Source organism: Sphingomonas sp. FG14, from assembly GCF_057809675.1.
Window position 1 is genome coordinate 22,311 of record NZ_JBMDKK010000023.1, and the last position, 21,477, is coordinate 43,787.

The following is a 21,477-nucleotide window of genomic DNA, read 5'->3' on the forward strand; positions in this document are numbered from 1 at the left end:
CGATGAAGCGTTTGTATCGGGGAAGCTGCCATTGCGGCGCGGTGACGTTCAAGGTCAGCATGGATGTCGGCGCGGGCACCGGCAAATGCAATTGCACCTTTTGCTGGAAGCAGCGGAACTGGAGCGTCGGAGGGCTGAAACCCGAGGATTTCGAACTATTGACCGGCAGCGAGGCACTGTCGACCTATGCGCGCAAGACCGAGGCATTCGAGATATCCCACAATTTCTGTGCGAAATGCGGAACCCAGACGCATGGCAGCGGCTATCTCGAGGAACTGGGCGGTGCATTCGTCTCGGTGCGGGTCGCCGCGATCGACGACCTGAGCGTCGAAGACCTGGTTTCAGCGCCAGTCACCTATGCCGACGGCCTGCACGACAATTGGTGGAACAGCCCGGAGGAGAAGCGCCATCTTTGATCCGGTGGCGGCCGCCGCTTGAACTCAAGAGGCGGCCGCCGGCTTCGCCGAAAAATACTTGTCGAACTTGTCCGCCTCGCCGCGATGTGCGTCGGCGTCTGCCGGCGCGTCTTTCCGGCGCGCGATATTCGGCCAAAGCGCCGCATAGGTCGCGTTCAGTTCCACCCAGCGGGCGGCATCCTTGTCGATATCGGGCAGGATGGCGTCGGCGGGGCATTCCGGAATGCAGATCGAGCAGTCGATGCATTCGCTGGCATTGATCACCAGCATGTTCTCCCCCTCGTAGAAACAGTCCGCAGGGCAGGCTTCGACGCAATCCATATATTTGCACCGGATACAGGCATCGGTGACGACATGGGTCATGTCTCATCCCTCCTCTTGGTGTTCGGAGCGCCCCGCTATCGGTTCATCGCTCGACGAAGGCGCGTTCGATCACATAGTCGCCCGGTTCCCCCACCCCCGGCGAGATCGCGAAGCCGCGCGCGTCGAGCAGAGCGGACAGATCGTTCAGCATCGCATTGCTGCCGCAGATCATCGCACGGTCCAGCGCCGGATCGAGCACGGGCAGGCCAAGGGTTTCGGTGAGCTTCCCGGTATCCAGCGCCTGGGTGATCCGGCCGGTGTTGCGGAACGGCTCGCGCGTGACGGTGGGATAATAGAGCAGCTTCTGCCGGACGTCCTCGCCCAGCCAGGGATTTTGCGGCAGTTCGTTGGTGATGAAATCCGCATAGGCCAGTTCCTGGCAGGTGCGCACGCCATGGACCAGCACCACCCGCTCGAACTTCTCATAGGTTTCGGGATCCTGGATGATGCTCATGAACGGCGCCAGGCCGGTCCCGGTGGCGAGCAGATACAGGTTGCGCCCCGGCCGGAGATCGCGAACGACCAGCGTGCCGACCGGCTTGTTGCTGACAAACAGGTCCTGCCCTGGTGCGATATGCTGGAGCCGCGAGGTCAAAGGGCCATCCGGCACCTTGATGCTCAGGAATTCCAGTTCCTCGCTGTGATTGGGGCTGGCGATGCTGAACGCGCGCAGCAGCGGCTTTCCGCCGAGATCGATGCCAAGCATGACGAAATGGCCGCTCTCGAAGCGGAACGACGGATCGCGCGTCGTCTTGAAGCTGAAAAGCCGGTCGCTCCAGTGATTGACGCTGAGGATACGTTCGGTGCGCAAGCTGGCCATTGGGGATGCTCCTGATGAGCCTTGCCTGTTACGCCGGCGCGCTAAATTGAAAAAACTGGTAATATCTCTATGGATCATCGATAAAACAGCTATGCGTTTCAGCCTGCGCCATTTGCAGATCTTCACGGTGACCGCGCGGCTGGAGAGCATCTCCGCCGCCGCGGCGGAACTGTCGATGTCGCAATCGGCGGCGAGCGCCGCGCTGCTCGAACTCGAACGGCGCTATGACAAGCCGTTGTTCGATCGCGCCGGCAAGCGTCTGCGGATCAATGAAACCGGCCGATCGCTGCTACCCGCCGCGCGCGACCTGCTCGATCGCGCAGAGGAAATCGATGCCCTTCTGAGCGGACACCGGGGCCCCGGATCGTTCAGGCTGGGGGCGACGCAGACAATCGGCAATCATGTCGCGCCGCTGCTGATGGAACGCTATGCGCGCGCATATCCCGAAGCGCCGCTGACGCTGGAGATCGCCAATACCGCGATGATCGCCGGCAAGGTGGCGGATTTCTCGCTGGATCTGGGGCTGATCGAAGGCGAGTTGGCGCACCCGGACCTGTCGATGACCGAATGGCTGGGCGACGAACTGGTGCTGATCTGCAATCCGTCGCATCGGCTCGCCCGTCAGGCGCCCACGCCGATCGCTGCCCTGCTGGCGGAACGCTGGGTCGTTCGCGAAAAAGGATCGGGCACGCGGCAGACGCTTGACCGCGCCATGCATCCTTATAGCGATCGATGGCGGATCGGCCTGGAGCTCCAGCAGGGCGAGGCGATTGTCGAGACAGTTGCCGCGAGCGCGCTGATTGGATGCGTGTCCCATCTCGCCGCGCGCGATGCGCTCCGGCTCGGGCGCATCGTTCGCCTAGTGGTACCGGACCTCGATCTCCAACGGCGCTTCTTCATCCTGTCGCACCGTGAGAAATATGTGACGCCCGGCATTCGCGCCTTTCTGGGGATTTGTGCCGAGACCACCTCGCCGAACACCAGCAACTAGCGACGTCGCCAGTCATTGTCGCCGGGGCATCGGCCTCTCCTCATGCGCTGGCGGATGGACGCGTCCGTCCTTCAGCATCAGCCGCCCGTTGACGAAGGCGGTGGTGACGCGCTCCAGCGCGTTCAAATCCTCATCGGGATTTCCGTCGACGACGATGATGTCGGCCAGCTTGCCCAGCTCGATCGTACCAAGCCGATCCGCCATGCGCAGGATCTCCGCGCTTGTCCGCGTCGCCGCGACCAGCGCCTCTCGCGGTGTGAAGCCGACTTCGACAAAGGCGCGCAATTCATCGATATAGGCGCCCGGCATATAGTCGATCCAGTCGGTGACCAGATCGGTGCCGACACCCATCTTGATGCCGGCCTTCTTCATCTTGCGCATCATCTCGACGATCGTCGTCTCGTTGAGCTCGAACCGGCGAGAGGTCGATCCGAAATAGCCGCCACTGCTGCGCTGGATGATGCGGTACGGCACCAGCGTCGGCACCGATGCGATCTTGCGCTTCGCCATCAGCGCGATCGCGGCATCGCTGCGCGGCAGCGGATGCTCGATCGAGTCCACCCCGGCCTTGATCGCCATGTCGATATAGCGGGTCTCCGCATCCACCGTCACCGGCAGGCCCAGCGCATGCGCCTCGTCCACCGCGGCATCGATCTCGGCTTGCGAATATTCGCTCGCCAGCTTGATCAGGTCGGCGCCCTGGCGGAACTGCAAACGCACGGCCTCGCGCCACTGGTCGGGGCCAGAGGCCAGTCTCACCGTGCCCAGCGGGTTTTCCGGCGCGGTTCCCAACCCGTCGCCATGGCCGCCTGTCGCGGTGATCAACTGCCCAGCCGCGAAGATGCGCGGCCCTGCGAGGCGCCCGGATGCCTGCCAGCGCTTGAGCACGAAGGGCACGTCGCCCGCCGAGGCGACATCGCGCACGCTGGTGACGCCCGATTGCAGGAAGATGGCCATACGCGAAACCGCGCGCATCGCCGAATCCGCGCCGCTGTTGATCGCATCCTCGAAACCGGCATCGAATTTCTCGACATAGGTCAGGTGGGTGTGAAGGTCGATCAGCCCCGGCATCACCGTCTTGCCGGTGATATCATGGACCACCGCATCGGCGGGCCAGTCGCGCTCGCCGGGCTTCAGGATCGCGGTGATCCTCTTGCCCTGCACCACGATCGTCGCAGGCCGCGCCGCCGCGCCGGTGCCGTCGAACAACCGTCCACCGACCAGCACGAACGATCCCTTGGGTGCGTTGTAATCGGCCGGAACCGGAATGCGCAGCACGTCGTCGGATGTCGGCACGGAAGACGGCAGCCATCGGCCGCGATCGTTGATCGGCGGCGCATCGGGGCCGGCATCCTGCGCCGCCACAGGTTGCATCGCCGGAAAGGCAAGGCCAATGGCAAGCAGCCGCGCCAGCCGACGCTTTGTTCCGTCGATCATCTTATTGCTCCCGCTTCAGGAGGAAATCGGCGGGCGGCGTGGCCCCCAGCAGGTTCTGCACGAAATAGTCCCAGGTACGGCGGACAGGGTAAAGGTCGGGCTCGGGCGGTGCGCCCTTGCTCACCGCGTTCAGGTCCACCATCCCATGATTGCGATTGGGCAGGATCAGCATGTCGAAACTCTTGTTCGCGGCGATCAGCGCATTGGCCATCTGCATCGTGTGATCGGGCGAGACATTGTCGTCCATGCTGCCATGGACCAGCATCAGCTTGCCCTTCAGCTTGCCCGCCAGCGGCGGATTGGCCTGGCTCAGATAATTGTCGCCGACCGGCCAGCCCTGATAGCGTTCACCCCAGGCCGAGATATAGGCGCGCTGATCGTGATTGCCCGCGGATGACACCGCGACCTTGTAGAAATCGGGATAGTCGAGCATCGCGCGGGTCGAAGCGAAGCCGCCGCCCGAATGGCCATAGATGCCGACACGGCCCAGATCGAGTTCGGGATAGCGCGCCGCGAGCTGCTTCAGCCCGGCGACATGATCCTCCAGCGCCCCCGCCGATCCCATATTGCCATAGGCATAGTCATGGAATGCCTTGGACCGGAACGGCGTGCCCCGGCCATCGATCGTGACGACGATGAAGCCGAGTTCGGCAAGCGCGGTGTCGGCGGCGGTGAACATCCACGAGAAGCTCTTGGCCGATCGGATGATCTGCGGCCCCGGATAGATGCCGTCGATCACCGGATAGCGTTTTGCCGGGTCGAAATTGCTGGGGCGGAAAATCGTGCCGTAAATGTCGGTGGTGCCGTCCGCCGCCTTCACCTTGAAGCGTTCAGGCGGTTTCCAGCCGGCCGCGGCCAGGCGCGTCACGTCCGCCCGCTGCAATTCGCGGATCAACCGCCCGTCGGCCGCGCGCAGCACGCTCACCGGGGGCAGATCGACGCGCGAATGCGTATCCACGAAGAAACGGCCATCGGGGGAAAAGGCCACCTCATGATCCGCATCCTCAGGCGTCAGCCGCTGCAGCCCCGATCCGTCGAAGCGCACGCGATAGAGCACACGCTGATACGGGTCCTCGCCGGGTGCGGCGCCTCCGGCCGTGAAATAGACATAGCGCCCGCGCCGATCGACATGGGAGATGCCGCGCACCACCCAGTCGCCCTGTGTCAGCCGGTTGCGCAGCGCGCCGGTGCGGCCGTCGAACCGGTAAAGATGCCGCCAGCCGTCGCGATCCGAGGTCCAGAACAGGTCGTCGCCCGCCAGCCGCGCATCATATCCGTTGGGAACGAAGGTCTTGGCGGTCTCGGTCACCGGCGTCGTCACCGCGCCGGTCAGCGCGTCGACGACATGGATGCGCGCGCTCTTGTAACCGCGCACATCCTCGCTGAAGCAGACGCGCGGCGCGTCCGGGTCCCAGCAGGTCAGCAGTTCGATATCGATATGACGGCCGACCGGCGGCGACTGCACCGGCGTGATCGCCTGGGTGTCGAGGTCGATCAGCATCGGCGTGGCCTGTGCGATGTCGGGATCGCCGGCATAGTTGAAATGATATTCGTGGACGCGCGGCGGCCGGCCCATCTCGGTTTCCATCACCGCCGTCCGGCTGGTCTTGCTGATGTCGGTCCGCCAGGCGAGGAGACGGCGCGAATCCGGCGAGAAGGAGACGCTCGGCTGCGGCGGCATCTTGGTCAATCGCGAGGTCACCGTGACGATGACCATGTTCAGCGCATAGCCGTTCTCGGCCGTGCCATCGCGCGTGAGCCGGGTTTCCTTCCCCGTCTCGACGTCGCGCATCCACAGATTGTCGTCGCGCACGAACACCGCACGCCGCCCGTCGGGGGACAGTACATCACCCGGCCGCGCCGGCGCCGGGATCGTGGCGCAGACATAGTCGGCGAGCGAGCAGCGCCAGCCCTTGTCTTTCACAGAGAAGCTTATCGCCTTGCCGTCGGGCGTGAAAGTGAAGCTGGCGAAGGGCAAGGCTTCGGGCATGACCTGGATCTGCGCGGCCGCCGCAAGCCCTTTCGCCAGCCGCGCATGATCGAATGCCGGCCCCTGGTGGTTGGCGACGGGATCGACCAGTATGAAGGTCCGGCGCTGCTGATAGCTGTCGAGATACCAGAAGCGATTGCCCTCGCCGATCCAGTTTGGCGCAAGCGTCGTTCGCGCCACGCGCTTGTCGAAATTCTGCATCGCCGCCGCGCGTTCATAATCCGCGCCGCTGACCTGCGCGTTCACCGGCCCGGCCGCCAGCAAGGCGGGCAGCAATATTGCTGACAGCGCGACGCCGCGCCTGACTGCCGATCGATCATATCCCCAACCCATAATTGTCTCTCCCCGCTCGATATCATGATTGATCATTGTGGATCACCGGCCACCGCCGATGCCGTGCTGTCGTCACCCCGTGTCGCCGCCCAGAAGCTCAGCGCCGCGAGCAGCGCGAAGGGCGCCGCCACAGTCGCCATCGCATGGCCGAGCATGGCGCTGCCCCCCAGCAGGTCGCTGGTCGCGCCGATCAGCGGCGCGCCGAGCGCGGCGGTGATCGAAATGACCAGAACATAAATCCCGATGGCGGCACCGCGCAGTTCGTTCGGAATGCGGAAATTGATCGCGATCACCGGGATCGAAACCGCAACGCTGCACGCGACCAGGAAGACGATGCCAAGCACGGCAAGGCTCGCCAGATCCGGCATCATCGCCAGGCACGACGTCGGTGCGCACACCAAGGCAGCGATCGCCGCGGGCAACACCAACCTGCGGTCTCCGCCCCTCGTCCGGGCGATATTGGCGAAGCGGCTGCTGATCAGCAGGCCCAGCAGGTTGGTTCCCAGGAAAGCCAGGCTCAGCGCCACCGCGAAATCGCCAGGCTGCAGATGATGCAGCCGCATCAGCGCGGGGATGATCCAGACCTGCACGCCAGAGGAAACACCCGACATGAAGAACATGCCGACGAACAACGGCACCAGGAAACGGCGGTGCGCCAACAGCGCGCGCGGCCCGCCACGAATACCGCCCATTTCCATGCGCGCCGGCTCGCGCATGGCCAGCATGAACGGCACCAGCAGCAGGGTCAGCGCCGCGGATGCGATCAGCAGCAAGCGCCAGGGCGAAATGCCCATCAGCAGCGCAGGATCGGCCGCCGCCGCCGACACCAGCGCCGCATAGCCCAGCCCACCCAACAACACGGCGCCCGCACTGCCCAGCGTCTGCCCCATCGCATAGCTGGCGGTCGCGAAGGCGCGGCGGTTCCGATCGAAATAATCGGCGATCAGCGACATCGCGGCGGGATAGGTGAACGCCCCGCCCGCCCCCATCACCGCCTTCGCCAGCGCGAACAGCCACATGTCGCGCGCGAGGCCCGTCAGCAGCACCCCCACGCCCCAGAGCAGCATCGCGGCGATCAGGACGCGGACGCGAACGACACGGTCGACCAGCATGCCCATCGGGATCGCGAGCAGACCATAGACCACATAATAGCTGGTCGAATGGGCGACGCCGAGTTGCAGATCCGAAAGCTGCAGGTCGCGCTTCATCGGCTCGATCAGCAGGCCGATGATCTGCGTATCCACCGCCTTGAGCAGCCCGACCAGCACGAGCACGCATTGCGCATAGCGCGCATGCCGAAGCTCCGGATATGCCGGGCCATCGTTCGGTGGGGTCAAGACGCGCCTCCATCGCTGTGATTCCGCCGGCCATTATCTACGCATGGTCAGGCGAATGCCCAGCGTGCGCGGGCGCAGCGTCACGAACGGGTTGGGCGAGCTCAGATTCTTGAGGATCACCGCATCCTCGTTCGTCAGATTCTCCGCATAGAGCGCGACCGTTCCCCAGCCGGCATCCAGGCCGATCGATCCGTCGAGCGTCGAGAATTCGTCGTTCACCGCGTACAGCGCATTGCGGCCAGCATTGGCGAAGGCATTGGGCGTCGCATCGGTGAACTGGCCGTCGATCCGGGCATAGGCCTGGTTGCTCGCGCCGACATCCCAGCGATATTCGATGCCGCCCGACAGCTTCCACCGCGCGAGGCCGGGCAGCCGATCGCCCTTCGCCGCCGGCACGATGATGTTCGTCGGCACGCTGTCGATCCGGCCATCCTGCACGGTCACCGTGCCGTAGAGGTTCAGGCCGCGCACCGGCCGCGCCGCCATCTCGAATTCGATGCCCTTCACGCTCGCCTTGCCGGCATTGGCGATGAACGAGCGCCGGTCGGAAATGCGCAGGCCGTCGATCTGGATGTTCGTCCAGTCGATGTAGAAGCCCGCAAGGTTGAGCGTCAGCAGGCCGCCAAGCCAGCTCGTCTTTGCCCCAAGTTCGTAGTTGATCGTGGAATCGGGCTCATAACCCTCCGGGATCACATAGTCCGCCGGATCGATGGCGCTCGTGCCGCGATTGGCGTTGACCTGCCCGATGCGGAATCCCTTGCTGACATTGGCATAGACCATCAGATCGCGCGTCGGCTCGTAGGACAGGCCGGTGCGCCACGTCGTGTTGGTGCTCGCCGCCTTGTTGCTGAAGCTCAGCGGCGCCGCATATTTGAAGGTGGCAAGGTTCAGCGTCACCCGATCCTTCTCATCATAGGATGCGGTGGTGCGGAACACGCGCATGCCACCGCGCAGCTTCAACCCGTCCAGGATCTCGTAGCTTGCGTCGGCATAGCCCGCGAGCTCGGTGGACGCCGTGGTGATGTTCGTGTCGAAATAGCTGTCGCTGCCCGGCGCCACACCATAGGTGGCCTTGAGATAGTCGTTCAGGCCGGGGGCGGTGATCAGATAATCGGGCACCACGGTCTTGCGATCGATGTAGAAGGCGCCGACCACCCATTCGAAGCGCGATTTGGTGTTCGAGACCAGGCGGAGCTCCTGAACGTAGAAGCGAGAATTCCATGGATCGCTGTTCGAAACGAAATTCGGCGTGCCCGGTCCCAGCAGCGCACCGTTGTCGAGCAGCATGGCGCTCTTGTTCTGCTGATAGGTGGTCGATGCCGTCAGCGTCGCGAAATCCTCGAAACTATAATCGAGCGCGAGATTGTAATTGGTCAGATTGTTGCGGCGCGGCTCGGGGATGGCCGAGGATCGTTTGAACTTGCCAAGCGCCGGGTTCCACGCATCGGCATCCTGGGGATCGCTATCCTGGTGGATCACCTCCGCCTTCACCGTCAGCGCGTCGCTCGGCGTCCAGCGCAGCGCGATGCGGCCGCCCCAGTCGACCGTGTCGTTGCGGGTGCCCAGGCGAACGTTGCGGACCCAACCCTCCTCGTCGCGATAATAACCGACCACCCGCAATGCGAGCGTGTCCGTTACAAGCGGCACATTGACCATCGCGTCATAGCGCTGACGAAAGGCGCCGCCCTTGGTGACACCCAGATCGATGCGCCCGGCCGCCTCGAATGCGGTCGCATCAGGCTTGTTGGTGATAATCCTGACGGTTCCCCCCAGCGAGCCCGATCCGAACAGCGTGCCCTGCGGACCGCGCAGCACTTCGATGCGCTCGACGTCGAACAGCCGCAGATCGGGTTGGACGATCGCGCCGAATGTGTCGCTGACCGGCGTCTCGTTGATATAGACCGCGACCGGATCCTGCGTATTGCCGCCGGTCAGGCTGGTTGCGACGCCCCGGATGTTGAACGACGCCCGGTTCTTGACGCCCTGGTTCATCGTCAGCCCCGGCACCGATCGCGCGAAACCTTCAAAGCTGTCCATGCCCCGCGCCTGGATCTCCTTCTCCGAGATCGCGGTGACGGCGCTCGGCACGTCCTGCACCGTCTCTTCGCGCCGGTTCGCGGTCACGACGATCTCGTTGCCCTCCGCAGCCGCCTGTTCGGCCTGGGGCTGCGCCTGGGCCTGGGCTGCGGGCGCGATCAGCGCGGCGCTGATCAGCAGCAGGCGACGGATATTGGTTTGGTTCTCAGCAATCATCATTCCCCCCTTTTTGGTATGCGTGTCGCGGGCCGGCATCTGCCGAATCCACAGTTCACGTGATCAAATCTTTGTTTTCCTGCGTTTTATCCCCGACTCTCTTTTTTAGGCCGGTTGACCAAACTATGAATGATATGCTTAGGTGCCACTTGTCAAGCCGGCGGTGCGCTGGAAGAACGGGGATCGGATGCGGGAAGTCGACGAAGCGAATACGGAGGCGAAGCGCCGGCTGGTGATCGACGCGGCGGTACGCTGCCTCGCCCGCAACGGCGTCGCGAAGACCAGTATCGCCGACATCTGCAAGGAAGCCGGAATGCGATCCGGCCATCTCTATTATTATTTCGAGAACAAGGATGCGCTGCTCGCAGCCGTCATGCTGCGTAATCATGACGAGACGGTGGAAACCATCGAACATATGTTCGATGGCGGAAACCTGATCTCGCAGATCGTCGACGTGCATGTCCAGGCGGAGGCCGGCCGCCTCGCCTACGGTCTCACCCCAGCCGTGCGCATCGAACTGGAATGTTACTTCAGCCGCCTTCCCGAGGGCGAACAGTCCCGCGCGCGATCGTCCGACCGCCTGCTCGACGCCATGCGCGGCTCCGCCCGCAACGCCGTGGCCGCCGGGCGACTACCAAAGGATCTCGATGTCGAAGGCTTCGTCAGCGCCGTCGCGCTGATCTGGCAGGGGCTCTCGTTCAGCCGCCTCGCGCCCGATTTCGATATCGAGGAAATGCGGCGCACCGTGCACCTGCTGATGGAGCCATGGCTTTCCGTCTCAGGCTGAACAAGCCAGCGGAACGCGCTTAGCCGATTATCGCCCGCAGCGCGGCCGCCGGCCAGTGATAGCGCAATTCGGCCTGGCCCGGCAGGCCGCCGGGCGGATCGTCGAGCCGCTCGACGACACGGCCGCCCAGCCGATCATAGACGCGGCACGCCGCCGCGTTGGCGGCATAGACGAACAGATGGATGCCCGTTTCGGCATCGCGCGCGAGCACGTCGCCCGCCCCCGCCGCGAACAGAATCCTGCCGATGCCAAGGCCCTTGCGATCCGGATCAACATGGAAATTGTCGAGCAATACGCCCCAATCCGGATGCGGATCGGGCGCGAAACCCGCAAATCCCAGCAGTGTCGCGCCATCCTCCGCCACGAGCACACGGAACCCACCACCACCCAGCCGCGCCGTCCATAGCCGACGGCGATCCTCATCGAGTTCCCCATCGAGATAGGCATCCGGATAGATGCCACGATAGGCGGATCGCCAGCTCCGCGCATGCAGCATCGCCACCGCCTCCGCATCGCCGGCGTCCGCTAGCCGGATCGTCAGTTCGTCATTCATCCCGGCCCTTATTCCACAGCATCGGGGAAGCCGGAACAACCATCACCCCTCTCGATCAGGCGCTCCAGCACGATCGTGAAAACCTCTCTTGTTATTTTTATCCGGATCATATTGTCAAAATCCGGGGCTTCGTATAGCCGCGTCGGCAACGCAAGGAGACTCAGATGAAGGGCGACAGTCGCAAGGCCGCGATAAGCGCATATAAGGAACGCAAGGTGGAGGCTGGCATCTACTCGGTCCGCTGCGCCACCTCCGGCGATACCTGGCTCGGCAGGGCGCCGGACCTTTCAACGATACAAAACCGGATCTGGTTCACGCTGCGGCAGGGGATCAACAGCCATCGCTCGCTTCAACAGGCCTGGAATGCCCATGGCCCGAACGCCTTCGTCTTCGAGATCGTCGAACGGCTGGAGGAAGAGGAGAGCGCCTATATCCGCGATCGAACGCTGAACGATCGCCTTGCGCACTGGGCGGCAACGCTTCGCGCGGCGCGCATCTGACCGTCCCGGATCGCGCCGATCCCTCCAAAATTTGGTTTCGAAGGACAACCGCTCTTACATCCCGACGGTCCGGCCCTAGATAGCTTGGGATGACGACGCTTCTTCTGGCAGGCGCCACAGGTCTGGTCGGCGACGAGGCGCTGAAACTGGCGCTTGCGGACACGCGCGTGACCCGGATCGTCGCGCCGACGCGCAGGCCGCTGCCGCCGCATCCCAAGCTGCTCAATCCCCTCCTCGACAGCCGCGATCTGCATCCCGAGGCCGACTGGTGGGCGGTCGACGGCGCGATCTGCGCGCTGGGGACGACGCGGGCACAGGCGGGATCGGCGGCCGCCTTCCGCGCGATCGACCATGATTTTGCACTGGCCGTCGCCACCCGGATCCGCGAATGCGGCGCCACGCGCTTCGCGCTGACCTCCTCGATGGGCGCGGATGCGCGATCGCGCTTTCTCTACACCCGAACAAAGGGCGAACTCGAGAACGCCGTCATCCGCCTCGATTTTCCATCGCTGACGATCGTCCGCCCCGGTTTCCTCGGCGGAGACCGCAGCGAGCATCGGCCGATGGAGCGGTTCGTCGGCGGACTGCTGCGCATCGCGGCGCCGATCCTGCCCGCCGGCGCCCGGATTAGCCCGGCCGCGACGGTTGCGGCCTTTCTGGTGGACGCGGCATTGAACGGCGCTCCGGGCAAACATGTCGTCACCGCAGCCCGGATCGCGACCGCCGCCGCGCGAGACCGCGCCTGATGGCGGCACGCAATCCCTATTATCAGGGACCATCACCGATCATTTCGACGGCAGCCGCTTTCTCAACCCCGCCTGAAACCGACCGCGGCCTTGGCGGCATCCTGCGCTGGCGGCGGACCGCACCCGACAATCCATGGCCGGGATCGGTGCCGGTTACGCCCGTCGTCCCCGAAACGCGCGTCAAGGGGCTGCGCGTGACGATGATCGGCGCCTATGATCCGCGCTGGTTCATAGCCGCACAGCATACCGATCCCCAAGAAGCGATCCGCATCATGCAAGACCTGGAAGCCCGCGCGGCGCTCGACATCCATTGGGGCACGTTCAAGTTGACCGACGAGCCATAGGAAGAGCCCGCGCAGCGCCTTGACGCCGGGCTGAAGGCGCAGGGCATCGATCCGTACGCCTTTCCCGCTCTGCGCCCGGCGGGCGTCGTGGAGTTCGGCTGATTTAGGCCCTCACCCCTCCTCCCGTCATTTCCAGCGCGATCCCGACAAGCGCACGCACCGTCGGCGTCTCGTCGGCGCGGCGCCAGGCGAGGCCGGTTTCCAGCATCGGCGCGGCATCGGGCAGCGGCAGGTAGCGGACGCCGGTACGCGCCAGGTGGCGCAGCGATGCGGGCACCAGCGCCACGCCCATTTCAGCCGAGACCAGGCTGATGATCGTCTGCATCTGGATCGCGCGCTGGCGGATCAAAGGCTGGCGCCCCTTGGCCCGCCAGCTTTCGAGGATCAGATCATGGAAGGTCGGCGACACATGACGCGGGAAGATCAGCAGCGGCAGATCGAGCCACGCCTCTCCTTCCAGCCTCGGTTCACCGTTCCTTTCCGCACACACCGCGATCCGCCCTTCGGCAACCCACGCCTCCGGCACCGCCGCGACCAGCGGTTCGCGCAGCAGCGGGCGATAATCGAGTGAAGCGGGCAGCGCGGCCTCGGGCGGGATCAGCAGCCCGGCGTCGATCCGCCCATCCACCAGCGCCGCGATCTGCACGTCGCTCGTCTCTTCCGCCAGCATCATCTCGACATGCGGAAAGGCGGCGGAATAGCGGCGCACCAGCGCGGGCAATATGCTGTAATCGGCGGAGCTGACGAACGAGAGCGCCAGCCGCCCCGCCACGCCGTCGCGCAGCCGCTGCGCCGCGCCCGGCAGCGCGCCGATCGCAGCCACGGCGGGCCGCACATGATCCAGCCATTGCCGGCCCAGCGGCGTCAGCGCCACATTGCGCTTGGTGCGCGTGAACAAAGGCGCCCCCAGTTCGCGCTCCAGCGCCATGATCGACTGGCTGAGCGGCGGCTGCGTCATCCCCAGCCGCTCGGCCGCGCGACCGAAATGCAGTTCCTCGGCCAGAGCCAGGAAATGTCTGAGCTGCCGCAGGTCCATCGCACTTATTCTCATTTCGACTTTATCAGATCATATAAATATATTTCACAACCTATCGCGGCAAGGCGTAAACCCGGGCCAGGGACAATCAGAGGGAGCGGGCACATGCCCCATTATCGTTCGCGTACCAGCACGCATGGCCGCAACATGGCGGGCGCGCGCGGCCTGTGGCGCGCCACCGGCATGAAGGACGAGGATTTCGGCAAGCCGATCATCGCCATCGCCAACAGCTTCACCCAGTTCGTGCCCGGCCATGTCCATCTGAAGGATCTGGGCCAGCTCGTCGCGCGCGAGATCGAGGCGGCGGGCGGCGTCGCCAAGGAATTCAACACCATCGCGGTCGATGACGGGATCGCCATGGGGCATGACGGCATGCTCTATTCGCTGCCCAGTCGCGATCTGATCGCCGACAGTGTCGAATATATGGCCAATGCCCATTGTGCCGACGCGCTGCTCTGCATCTCGAATTGCGACAAGATCACGCCGGGCATGCTGATGGCGGCGATGCGGCTGAACATCCCCGCCATCTTCGTCTCGGGCGGCCCGATGGAAGCGGGCAAGGCCGATCTGCGCGGCAGGACGGTGGCGCTCGACCTGGTCGATGCGATGGTCGTGGCCGCCGACGAAAGCTATACCGACGAGGAAGTGGCAGTGATCGAACGATCGGCCTGCCCCACCTGCGGCAGTTGCTCGGGCATGTTCACCGCCAATTCGATGAACTGCCTCACTGAAGCGCTGGGCCTGTCGCTGCCCGGCAACGGATCGGTGCTCGCCACCCATGCCGATCGCGAACGGCTTTTCCTGGAAGCGGGCCGCACCATCGTCGATCTGGCCAAGCGCTGGTACGAACAGGACGATGCCCGCGCGCTGCCGCGCAACATCGCCAGCTTCGCCGCGTTCGAAAACGCGATGAGCCTCGATATCGCGATGGGCGGGTCGACCAACACCGTGCTCCACCTGCTCGCTGCCGCGTTCGAGGGCGGCGTCGATTTCACCATGGCCGATATCGACCGGCTCTCCCGCCGCGTGCCCTGCCTGTGCAAGGTCGCGCCCGCCAAGCAGGATGTGCATATGGAGGATGTCCACCGCGCCGGCGGCATCATGGCGATCCTGGGCGAACTCGATCGCGCGGGGCTGATCGATGCAACGCTGCCCACCGTCCACGCCCCCACGCTTTCCGATGCGCTCAACCGCTGGGACATCGGCCGCACCAACAGCGAAAGCGTGCGCGACTTCTTCCGAGCGGCGCCGGGCGGCGTGCGCACCACCCAGGCCTTCAGCCAGAGCAACCGCTGGCACGAATTGGACACCGATCGCCAGAACGGCGTGATTCGTAGCGCCGAGCATCCCTTCTCCAAGGATGGCGGCCTGGCCGTGCTCTCCGGCAATATCGCGCCCGAGGGCTGCATCGTGAAGACCGCGGGCGTCGACGAATCCATCCTGACCTTCCACGGCACGGCGCGCGTCTATGAAAGCCAGGACGCGGCGGTCGCGGGCATTCTGGGCAATGAGGTGAAGGCGGGCGACGTCGTCGTCATCCGTTATGAAGGGCCGAAGGGCGGCCCCGGCATGCAGGAAATGCTCTATCCCACCAGCTATCTGAAATCGAAGGGGCTGGGCAAGGCGTGCGCGCTGATCACCGACGGGCGCTTCTCCGGCGGCACATCGGGCCTGTCGATCGGCCATGTCTCGCCCGAAGCGGCCGAAGGCGGGCTGATCGCGCTGGTCCAGACCGGCGATCCGATCGTGATCGATATCCCGAAGCGTGAGATCAAGCTCGACGTCGATGACGCCGAACTGGCGCGCCGCGACGCGGAGATGCGCGCACGCGGAGACCGCGCCTGGAAACCGCTGGGCCGCAAGCGCAACGTCTCCGCCGCGCTGCAGGCCTACGCCGCACTCACCACCAATGCCGCCAAGGGCGCGGTGCGCGACGTGAGCCAGGTGACGCGGGGCTGATCGCCGGGGTGGCCGTCTACCATTCAGGTGCCACGCCCTATCGACCGTCCAGAAACGCCAACATCACCGCGTTGAATGCCGCAGGGTCCTGCATCACCGCGAAATGGCTGAGGCCGCGCAGCGTGATCCGCTGCGCGCCCGGGATGGTGCGCGCCAGATAGGCCGAGTGTTCAGGCCTTATGACTTCGTCATGCTCGCCATCGACGATCGCCACCGGCACACAGATGGTTGCCAGATCGGCGGGCTTGTAATCAGGCTGGGTCGTCCACATCCGCTCCATCGCGGCCTGGAAATCCCCATAATCTGTAGGCGTGGGAGAAAGGCGCGCATAGTCGGCCTTCGCCCGCGCACCATATGCGATCATCGTCGCGGCCGATCCGCCCTTCAGATCGAGGCCACTCGCATCCATGTTCGCGCCGAAGGCGAGCACACGCTCGACACGCTCGGGCGCCTTCATCGCCATCACCAGCCCGATGATCGCGCCATCGCTCCATCCAACGATCGGGGCCCTGCGGACATGCAGCGCATCCATCACCGCCAGCACATCCTCCGCCATCAATTCATAGGTGAAGGGGCGTGCATCGCGCGAGCTTCGTCCATGGCCGCGATTGTCGATGACGATGACGCGCCGTTTCTTTGACAGCGCTTCGATCTGGTTCGCCCAATATTCGCCATTCCCCATCCCCCCATGCAACAGGATGACAGGCGTTCCCTTGCCATAGATCGCATAATGGATCCGCGCACCATTGATCGAGACCGAGCCGGATGCGGCGGACGCCGGCATCGCAGGCACTTATGCGGTCTTCGGCACCCTGCTGACTGCCGAACATGTCGCCGAGGCGCTGCTCTTCGATACCCAGGCCTGGCGCCATCTGGCGCGAACGATGTTCGACGCTCTGGATAGGGTGTTCTAGGCCCCGAATGATCAGGGCAAGAAGGTCGCGCCGCTCCGATCGCCGATCCGTACCGTCAGCTGTCGCCCCTTGTTCGCGGATGCGGGATTGGCGGTATCGAGCGTCACGGTGATCGCTTCGCCATTGCTGAGCCGGCCGGTGAACGCGCTCCAGCCTGGCGCGGTGAAGAGCGGCCCCGCACCGGCGAGGCTCAGCTTCGCGGTCGGCGACGCCAGCGCGAGCGTGCCCGAGGCCAGGCGATCATCCGCCGCCTGCTTCAGCGCGATCGCGCCCTTGTAGCGAATGCCGTCAATGGTGATGGAAAAGGATCGCACCGTCAGGCCGCGATCGGCGGCGTCCATCCGATATGTCGGCATGTCACCGGCGCGAAACAGCCGCCGGCCGCTCTTCGCCTCGGTCAGCGCACCCGCCAGGATCGCCGGGCGGCCATTCACCAGCACGTTGGAAACACCGACGGCAAACTGCGCCGGCTCCACGAAAGTCGCCTTATCGATGATCGTCTTCGGATCGAACACGGTCAGGTCCGCGATCATGCCGGGCGCGATCGTGCCGCGATCGACCATGCCGAGCATCGCGGCGGGCAGCGCCGTCGCCTTGCGCACCGCTTCCTCCCAGCTCAGCGCGCCACGTTCGCGCACATAGCGGCCGAACGCGCGCGGAAATGCGCCATAGTTGCGCGGGTGGACCTTGGTCGCATTGGTCGATCCGCAATCGCAGGCGATCGCGGTGTCGGGATATTGCAGGAAAGCGGTCAGGTCCTCCTCCGATCCGAAACGGAAGATACCGAACGGATTCTCCGTCTCGACCAGTTTAAGGACCGTTTCGGTGGCGTCGGTCGATCCGACCTCCCGCATATAGTCGGTCAATTCCTTGCCCTTGCTGGGCAGGAACAGGCCATCGGGTCCGCCCGCGCGCGCCTTGATCGCCGCCGTCGTCTCCTCCGCGATCCGCGCGCGTTGTGCGGGATCAGCGAGCCGCTTGAGCAACGCGTCGCGCCCGCCCTCCTGCGCCCAGGACGGAATGATCAGCGCCCCCAGATAGGTGTTGGCATGGATATAGGGATAGATGTCCGCCGCCACGTAATCGCCCGCCCGGGTGAAGGCGCGCATCGTTTCGACGACATCGCGCGCGCGGCCCATTTCATTGGGCCACAGCTTGATATGGGTGACGACGGGCACCAGCCCCGCGCCCTTGCCGATCGCGATGGTCTCGTCGATCCCGGCGATCGAGCTGAAGTTCGGCGGCGTCACACGATCGTGGTTGCTGAACAAGGTCCGCCATTCGCGGGCCGGTGAGACGATCCGGATCACCTCGTCCCGTGTCGCGAAATAGGCGGGCTTATAATCCAGCCCGGCACCGACCCCCCATGCGCCGGCGGCGAGATTGCGCCGGACCAGCCCGCGCATTTCCGCGATCTGTGCGGGCGTCGGTCGGCGTTCCGCTTCTCCGACCACGGCCTGCCAGACATTGTTGAAGCCGACATAGGCGCCCAGATTGACTGCCAGTCCGTTCTTCGCGAAGTCCGCGAGCTGCCCGACAATGTCTTCCCCGCCGATGCCGCTATAGCCACCGTCCGCGTTGATGATCTCGGTCGTCACCCCCTGTCGCAGCATATTCTCCGACCGCGCCACCGCGTCGCGGATCGCGTGGCTATGAACGGAGATGAAGCCGGGACTGACGAACTGTCCGCGCGCGTCGATGACCGTTTCGGCCGTGGCGCCGCCCAGATCGCCGATCTTCGCGATCCGATCCCCCGCCACCGCGACATCGCCCGCGAAACCCCGCTTGCCGGTTCCGTCCTGGATGGTGCCTCCACGGATGATGATGTCGTAATGCGGCACATCGGGCGCGGCCGACGCGGCAGTTGGAAGCAACAGAAGGGGAAGCAGCCAGGATTGTTTCACGTCGGGAATTCTCCGCTCGATTGCGGCGACGATAGTCCGACAATACCGGGAGGCAAGCAGAGAGGCTCTGGAAAAGAGCGATGAGGGTGCGGGAAGAGGTGTGCATTCACGGCTGCGATCGCCAGATCAGAAAAGCACCATCGGAATGTTACCGGAATCGGGCCGCTCAGGTTCGGCCGGTCACCAGTTCCGGTTCGTATCGCTCAACCAGTCCGCACCGCCGAAGCCATAGCTGGCCCAGTTCATCGCGAGCTTGGTGACGAACACCGTATCGTCACGGTCGATCAGCGCGTTAAGCCCATCCCTCACCTGATGGGGTGACCATTTGGTATCGATGAGCCAAACCGAATCCAGCTTACGGCAATGCGTGAACTTCGAAAGAAACTGCTGCACTTCTGTGTAATTTTCATCTGGAAGCTTCAGATCGTACGCAACCAACAGAACAGGCATCGGACTCTCCCTGAAGAGCATGCTGCTCCTTGCAGGCAAGCGAAGTCCAACCCTAAAAATGTCCATTTTGAAGGCATTTTTGGGCTTTAAACCATAAAATTCTTTCTGAACCTCTCCGCTGCTCCTGCTCCTCTGTGGATCTCAGCGGCCAATTTCAATTCTTGCGGTATTATTTACTCAAGCCCTTAAGTATCTGATCGCCTGCCCTGTTGCGTCAAAATGACGATCAGCACTGGCGGCAGTCTCGGCGTCGACATTGTCGCTCTTGCCACGTGCGGCGGCGGCCGCCGGTCTTTCGGGTGAAACGCTGGGTGGAATACCCACCGATCTGGTCACCAATAACATCGCGATGCGATTCAGAGTTCGCGCAGCCTGATCTCGCGAATGCACTCATCCGGCGCACCGGAAATCGCGGTGAACAACACTCGGGAACGGTTGATCCGATCGATCGGATCAACCTTACAAAGCATCGATCGCGAACCGGCGCCTCGCAAACGCGCGATACGTTCGATCAGCGCAGCGGTTCGTTCAGCCGGCGCAGCGCAACATGGCGAACACGACCGGCATGGACCTTCAGCCCGCTGACCTTGCCCTGAGCATCACGATCGAAAGCGACAGCGCCCAGCGTCCAGGACGGGGATTCGAAGCGATCGGCCACCACCGCCTTCAGCGCGACCGGATCGGGCATCCAGATCGATCGGACGGACAGATGATCGCCCTCCACCGCGATCGTATATGTCGCGTCCAACTCATCACTATAATAATTCCCCGCGTAATCCGCGAGCGTCGCGGCCGAGGGCGTGGCGAGGGTGATCCGGTCGAAACGTGTGACGCGCGATTCATCGGGCGACACCTGTTCGATGGCGGCGATGGTGCCGTCCGAAGCCTTCACCGTGGTGAAATAGCTGCGCACCGGCGGCCCGGAATCGAAGCTGCCATTGGCGCGCTGCGTCATCTTGGTCGGCTTGCCATAGCCGCCGTCCAGATACAGCCCGTCGGTGCGCGCCTCCAGCTTCAGCGTATGCGCATATTGATTGAAATAGGTACCGACGAGCGGCGCGGGATTGGGTTTCTTGTCGATGGCGGGAACGGCGGGCGCCGGCACCTTGGGCAGATAGAGATCCGCGATCGCCGCGACGCGCGCGGTAAGGTCCAGCCCGAAATTCTTGCCCGCCGCGTCGAAGGGCGTGTTGGCGGTGATCGCCACCGCGAAATCCTGCTGCGGATAATAAACGAAGATCGCACGGAAACCGGCATCGGCGCCCGAATGGGTGATCACCTCGCGCCCGCCGATCCTGGTGCGCTGGAGCGCGAAACCGTAAGTGATCGGCTTGCCGTCCGAAAGCGTGCCATTGGTCGTCACCTGATCGATCAGTGCGCGATCGCCCACCACCGGATTTGTGAAATTGCCCGCCCATTTGGCGAGATCCTCGACGGTGGTGAACAGGCTGGTCGCGCCCGCATTATCGTAGTTGAGCAGCTCGCGCTTCCACGGCTTGTCCGGGTTTTCACGATTATAGGATTGCGCGCGGCCCGGCACGATCTCGTCGACATCGTCGAAGAAGAAGGTCCTGGTCATGCCCAGCGGCTTGAAGATCCGTTCCTCGGTGAACTGGCGCAGCGTCTGCCCGCTCACCGCGTGCACGATTTCCGCGAGCAAGGTGTAGCCGGTGTTGGAATAGCTATATTCGCTGCCGGGCTTGAAGTTCAGCGCCCGCTGGCGCGACACCATGTTCACGACCTGCTTCTGGCGCAGGCGATTGTCCATATCCTGCCCGCCCAGCACGAACAGCGACCATTGGTCGCGCAGTCCGCTGGTATGATGGATCAGGTGATTGACCGTGATGACCTCGCCAAAATCCGGGACATAGGGCAGGTAGCGCCGGATATCTGCATTAAGGTCCACCTTGCCGTCGCGCGCCAGCAGCGCGATTGCGAAGGCGGCGAATTCCTTGGACACGCTCGCCACATGGAACTGCGTCTGCGGCGTGATCGGCCGGCCATCCTCCATGTCGGCGATGCCATAGCCCTTGGCATAGACCAGCTTTCCCTTGCTGTAGACGCCCAGTGCCGCGCCCGGATCCCCGGCCCCGATGCTCGCGAACAGCGCATCAACCGCAGCTTCGCGCCCCGCCTCCAGCGCCTCCGCCGCGGCGGGGCTGGCGGACTGCGCCAGCGCCGGTGAAGCCATGGATGCGGCAAGCGCGGCGAAGAGAAGCGAACACTGCAGGGTCTTGGCTGAGCGCATGGAGAATCTCGCGATGGATTTGGATAAACAGAAAATCGATTTCATATCATGAAAATCGATTCGTCCAACCGGACAGAAAAAAAGTTGGGTCGCGCA

At 64.1% G+C, this 21,477-nt stretch carries 20 protein-coding genes; 8 read left to right on the forward strand and 12 right to left on the reverse strand.

From position 1 onward, the window contains the following. Positions 1–2: 2 nt before the first annotated feature. Positions 3–416, forward strand: a complete 414-nt coding sequence (locus ACODTA_RS27400) for a GFA family protein (RefSeq protein WP_489070480.1) — start codon at positions 3–5, stop codon at positions 414–416. A 24-nt stretch (positions 417–440) separates the two neighbouring features. On the opposite strand, the gene fdxA is transcribed toward ACODTA_RS27400, so the two are convergent. Beyond that, positions 441–779, reverse strand: coding sequence for a ferredoxin FdxA (gene fdxA / locus ACODTA_RS27405; protein ID WP_489070482.1), 339 nt, complete (start codon positions 777–779; stop codon positions 441–443). Positions 780–822: 43 nt separating this feature from the next. Further along, positions 823–1,599 (reverse strand): ferredoxin--NADP reductase, encoded by a 777-nt coding sequence (locus ACODTA_RS27410; protein WP_489070484.1) that lies wholly within the window; start codon positions 1,597–1,599, stop codon positions 823–825. A gap of 91 nt (positions 1,600–1,690) precedes the next feature. Here ACODTA_RS27410 and ACODTA_RS27415 point away from each other — a divergent pair, with 91 nt between their 5' ends. Beyond that, on the forward strand, positions 1,691–2,590 hold the full coding sequence (locus ACODTA_RS27415; protein ID WP_489070486.1) for a LysR substrate-binding domain-containing protein: 900 nt from the start codon (positions 1,691–1,693) through the stop codon (positions 2,588–2,590). A 12-nt stretch (positions 2,591–2,602) separates the two neighbouring features. Here ACODTA_RS27415 and ACODTA_RS27420 read toward each other — a convergent pair whose 3' ends face one another. From ACODTA_RS27420 to ACODTA_RS27435, 4 genes are read right to left on the reverse strand one after another with little or no spacing between them, the layout of a single operon-like run. After that, complete coding sequence (locus ACODTA_RS27420) at positions 2,603–4,027, reverse strand: amidohydrolase family protein (RefSeq protein WP_489070488.1); 1,425 nt, start codon at positions 4,025–4,027, stop codon at positions 2,603–2,605. A gap of 1 nt (position 4,028) precedes the next feature. After that, complete coding sequence (locus ACODTA_RS27425) at positions 4,029–6,350, reverse strand: S9 family peptidase (protein WP_489070490.1); 2,322 nt, start codon at positions 6,348–6,350, stop codon at positions 4,029–4,031. Between the two features lie 32 nt (positions 6,351–6,382). Beyond that, positions 6,383–7,687: an MFS transporter gene (locus ACODTA_RS27430; protein WP_489070492.1), complete on the reverse strand. Its 1,305-nt coding sequence runs from the start codon at positions 7,685–7,687 to the stop codon at positions 6,383–6,385. Positions 7,688–7,720: 33 nt separating this feature from the next. Then, positions 7,721–9,940, reverse strand: coding sequence for a TonB-dependent receptor (locus ACODTA_RS27435; RefSeq protein ID WP_489070494.1), 2,220 nt, complete (start codon positions 9,938–9,940; stop codon positions 7,721–7,723). A 142-nt stretch (positions 9,941–10,082) separates the two neighbouring features. Between ACODTA_RS27435 and ACODTA_RS27440 the strand changes: the two genes are divergently transcribed. Beyond that, positions 10,083–10,727, forward strand: coding sequence for a TetR/AcrR family transcriptional regulator (locus tag ACODTA_RS27440; protein ID WP_489070496.1), 645 nt, complete (start codon positions 10,083–10,085; stop codon positions 10,725–10,727). Between the two features lie 19 nt (positions 10,728–10,746). Here ACODTA_RS27440 and ACODTA_RS27445 read toward each other — a convergent pair whose 3' ends face one another. Beyond that, a complete protein-coding gene (locus ACODTA_RS27445; protein ID WP_489070498.1) occupies positions 10,747–11,280 on the reverse strand; it encodes a GNAT family N-acetyltransferase in 534 nt (177 codons plus the stop codon). 164 nt (positions 11,281–11,444) lie between these two features. On the opposite strand from ACODTA_RS27445, the gene ACODTA_RS27450 reads away from it, so the two are divergent. The 3 genes from ACODTA_RS27450 (at position 11,445) to ACODTA_RS27460 (ending at position 12,870) form a co-directional block, all read left to right on the forward strand. Further along, the gene (locus ACODTA_RS27450) at positions 11,445–11,780 is read left to right on the forward strand and encodes a GIY-YIG nuclease family protein (RefSeq protein ID WP_489070500.1); all 336 of its coding nucleotides are present in this window, start codon (positions 11,445–11,447) and stop codon (positions 11,778–11,780) included. An 89-nt stretch (positions 11,781–11,869) separates the two neighbouring features. Continuing rightward, positions 11,870–12,526 (forward strand): Rossmann-fold NAD(P)-binding domain-containing protein, encoded by a 657-nt coding sequence (locus ACODTA_RS27455; RefSeq protein WP_489070502.1) that lies wholly within the window; start codon positions 11,870–11,872, stop codon positions 12,524–12,526. Next, positions 12,526–12,870, forward strand: a complete 345-nt coding sequence (locus ACODTA_RS27460; RefSeq protein ID WP_489070504.1) for a hypothetical protein — start codon at positions 12,526–12,528, stop codon at positions 12,868–12,870. Before ACODTA_RS27455 ends, ACODTA_RS27460 begins: the two co-directional genes overlap by 1 nt. 103 nt (positions 12,871–12,973) lie before the next feature. Here ACODTA_RS27460 and ACODTA_RS27465 read toward each other — a convergent pair whose 3' ends face one another. After that, complete coding sequence (locus ACODTA_RS27465; protein WP_489070535.1) at positions 12,974–13,906, reverse strand: LysR substrate-binding domain-containing protein; 933 nt, start codon at positions 13,904–13,906, stop codon at positions 12,974–12,976. Between the two features lie 105 nt (positions 13,907–14,011). Here ACODTA_RS27465 and ilvD point away from each other — a divergent pair, with 105 nt between their 5' ends. Beyond that, a complete protein-coding gene (gene ilvD, locus ACODTA_RS27470) occupies positions 14,012–15,865 on the forward strand; it encodes a dihydroxy-acid dehydratase (RefSeq protein WP_489070506.1) in 1,854 nt (617 codons plus the stop codon). A gap of 37 nt (positions 15,866–15,902) precedes the next feature. Here the strand turns inward: ilvD and ACODTA_RS27475 are convergent, their stop codons facing one another. Next, complete coding sequence (locus ACODTA_RS27475; RefSeq protein WP_489070508.1) at positions 15,903–16,649, reverse strand: alpha/beta fold hydrolase; 747 nt, start codon at positions 16,647–16,649, stop codon at positions 15,903–15,905. On the opposite strand from ACODTA_RS27475, the gene ACODTA_RS27480 reads away from it, so the two are divergent. Beyond that, entirely contained in the window at positions 16,612–16,779 is a 168-nt protein-coding gene (locus ACODTA_RS27480; RefSeq protein ID WP_489070510.1) for a hypothetical protein, read from the forward strand. The two genes, ACODTA_RS27475 and ACODTA_RS27480, sit on opposite strands and share 38 nt — an antisense overlap. Positions 16,780–16,790: 11 nt before the next feature. Here the strand turns inward: ACODTA_RS27480 and ACODTA_RS27485 are convergent, their stop codons facing one another. The 3 genes from ACODTA_RS27485 to ACODTA_RS27495 all read right to left on the reverse strand — a co-directional run bounded on the left by ACODTA_RS27485 (position 16,791) and on the right by ACODTA_RS27495 (position 21,324). Then, a complete protein-coding gene (locus ACODTA_RS27485; RefSeq protein WP_489070512.1) occupies positions 16,791–18,683 on the reverse strand; it encodes an N-acyl-D-amino-acid deacylase family protein in 1,893 nt (630 codons plus the stop codon). Positions 18,684–18,863: 180 nt separating this feature from the next. Next, positions 18,864–19,133, reverse strand: a complete 270-nt coding sequence (locus ACODTA_RS27490; RefSeq protein ID WP_489070514.1) for a hypothetical protein — start codon at positions 19,131–19,133, stop codon at positions 18,864–18,866. 511 nt (positions 19,134–19,644) lie between these two features. Further along, positions 19,645–21,324: a serine hydrolase gene (locus tag ACODTA_RS27495; RefSeq protein ID WP_489070516.1), complete on the reverse strand. Its 1,680-nt coding sequence runs from the start codon at positions 21,322–21,324 to the stop codon at positions 19,645–19,647. Positions 21,325–21,477 lie beyond the last annotated feature (153 nt).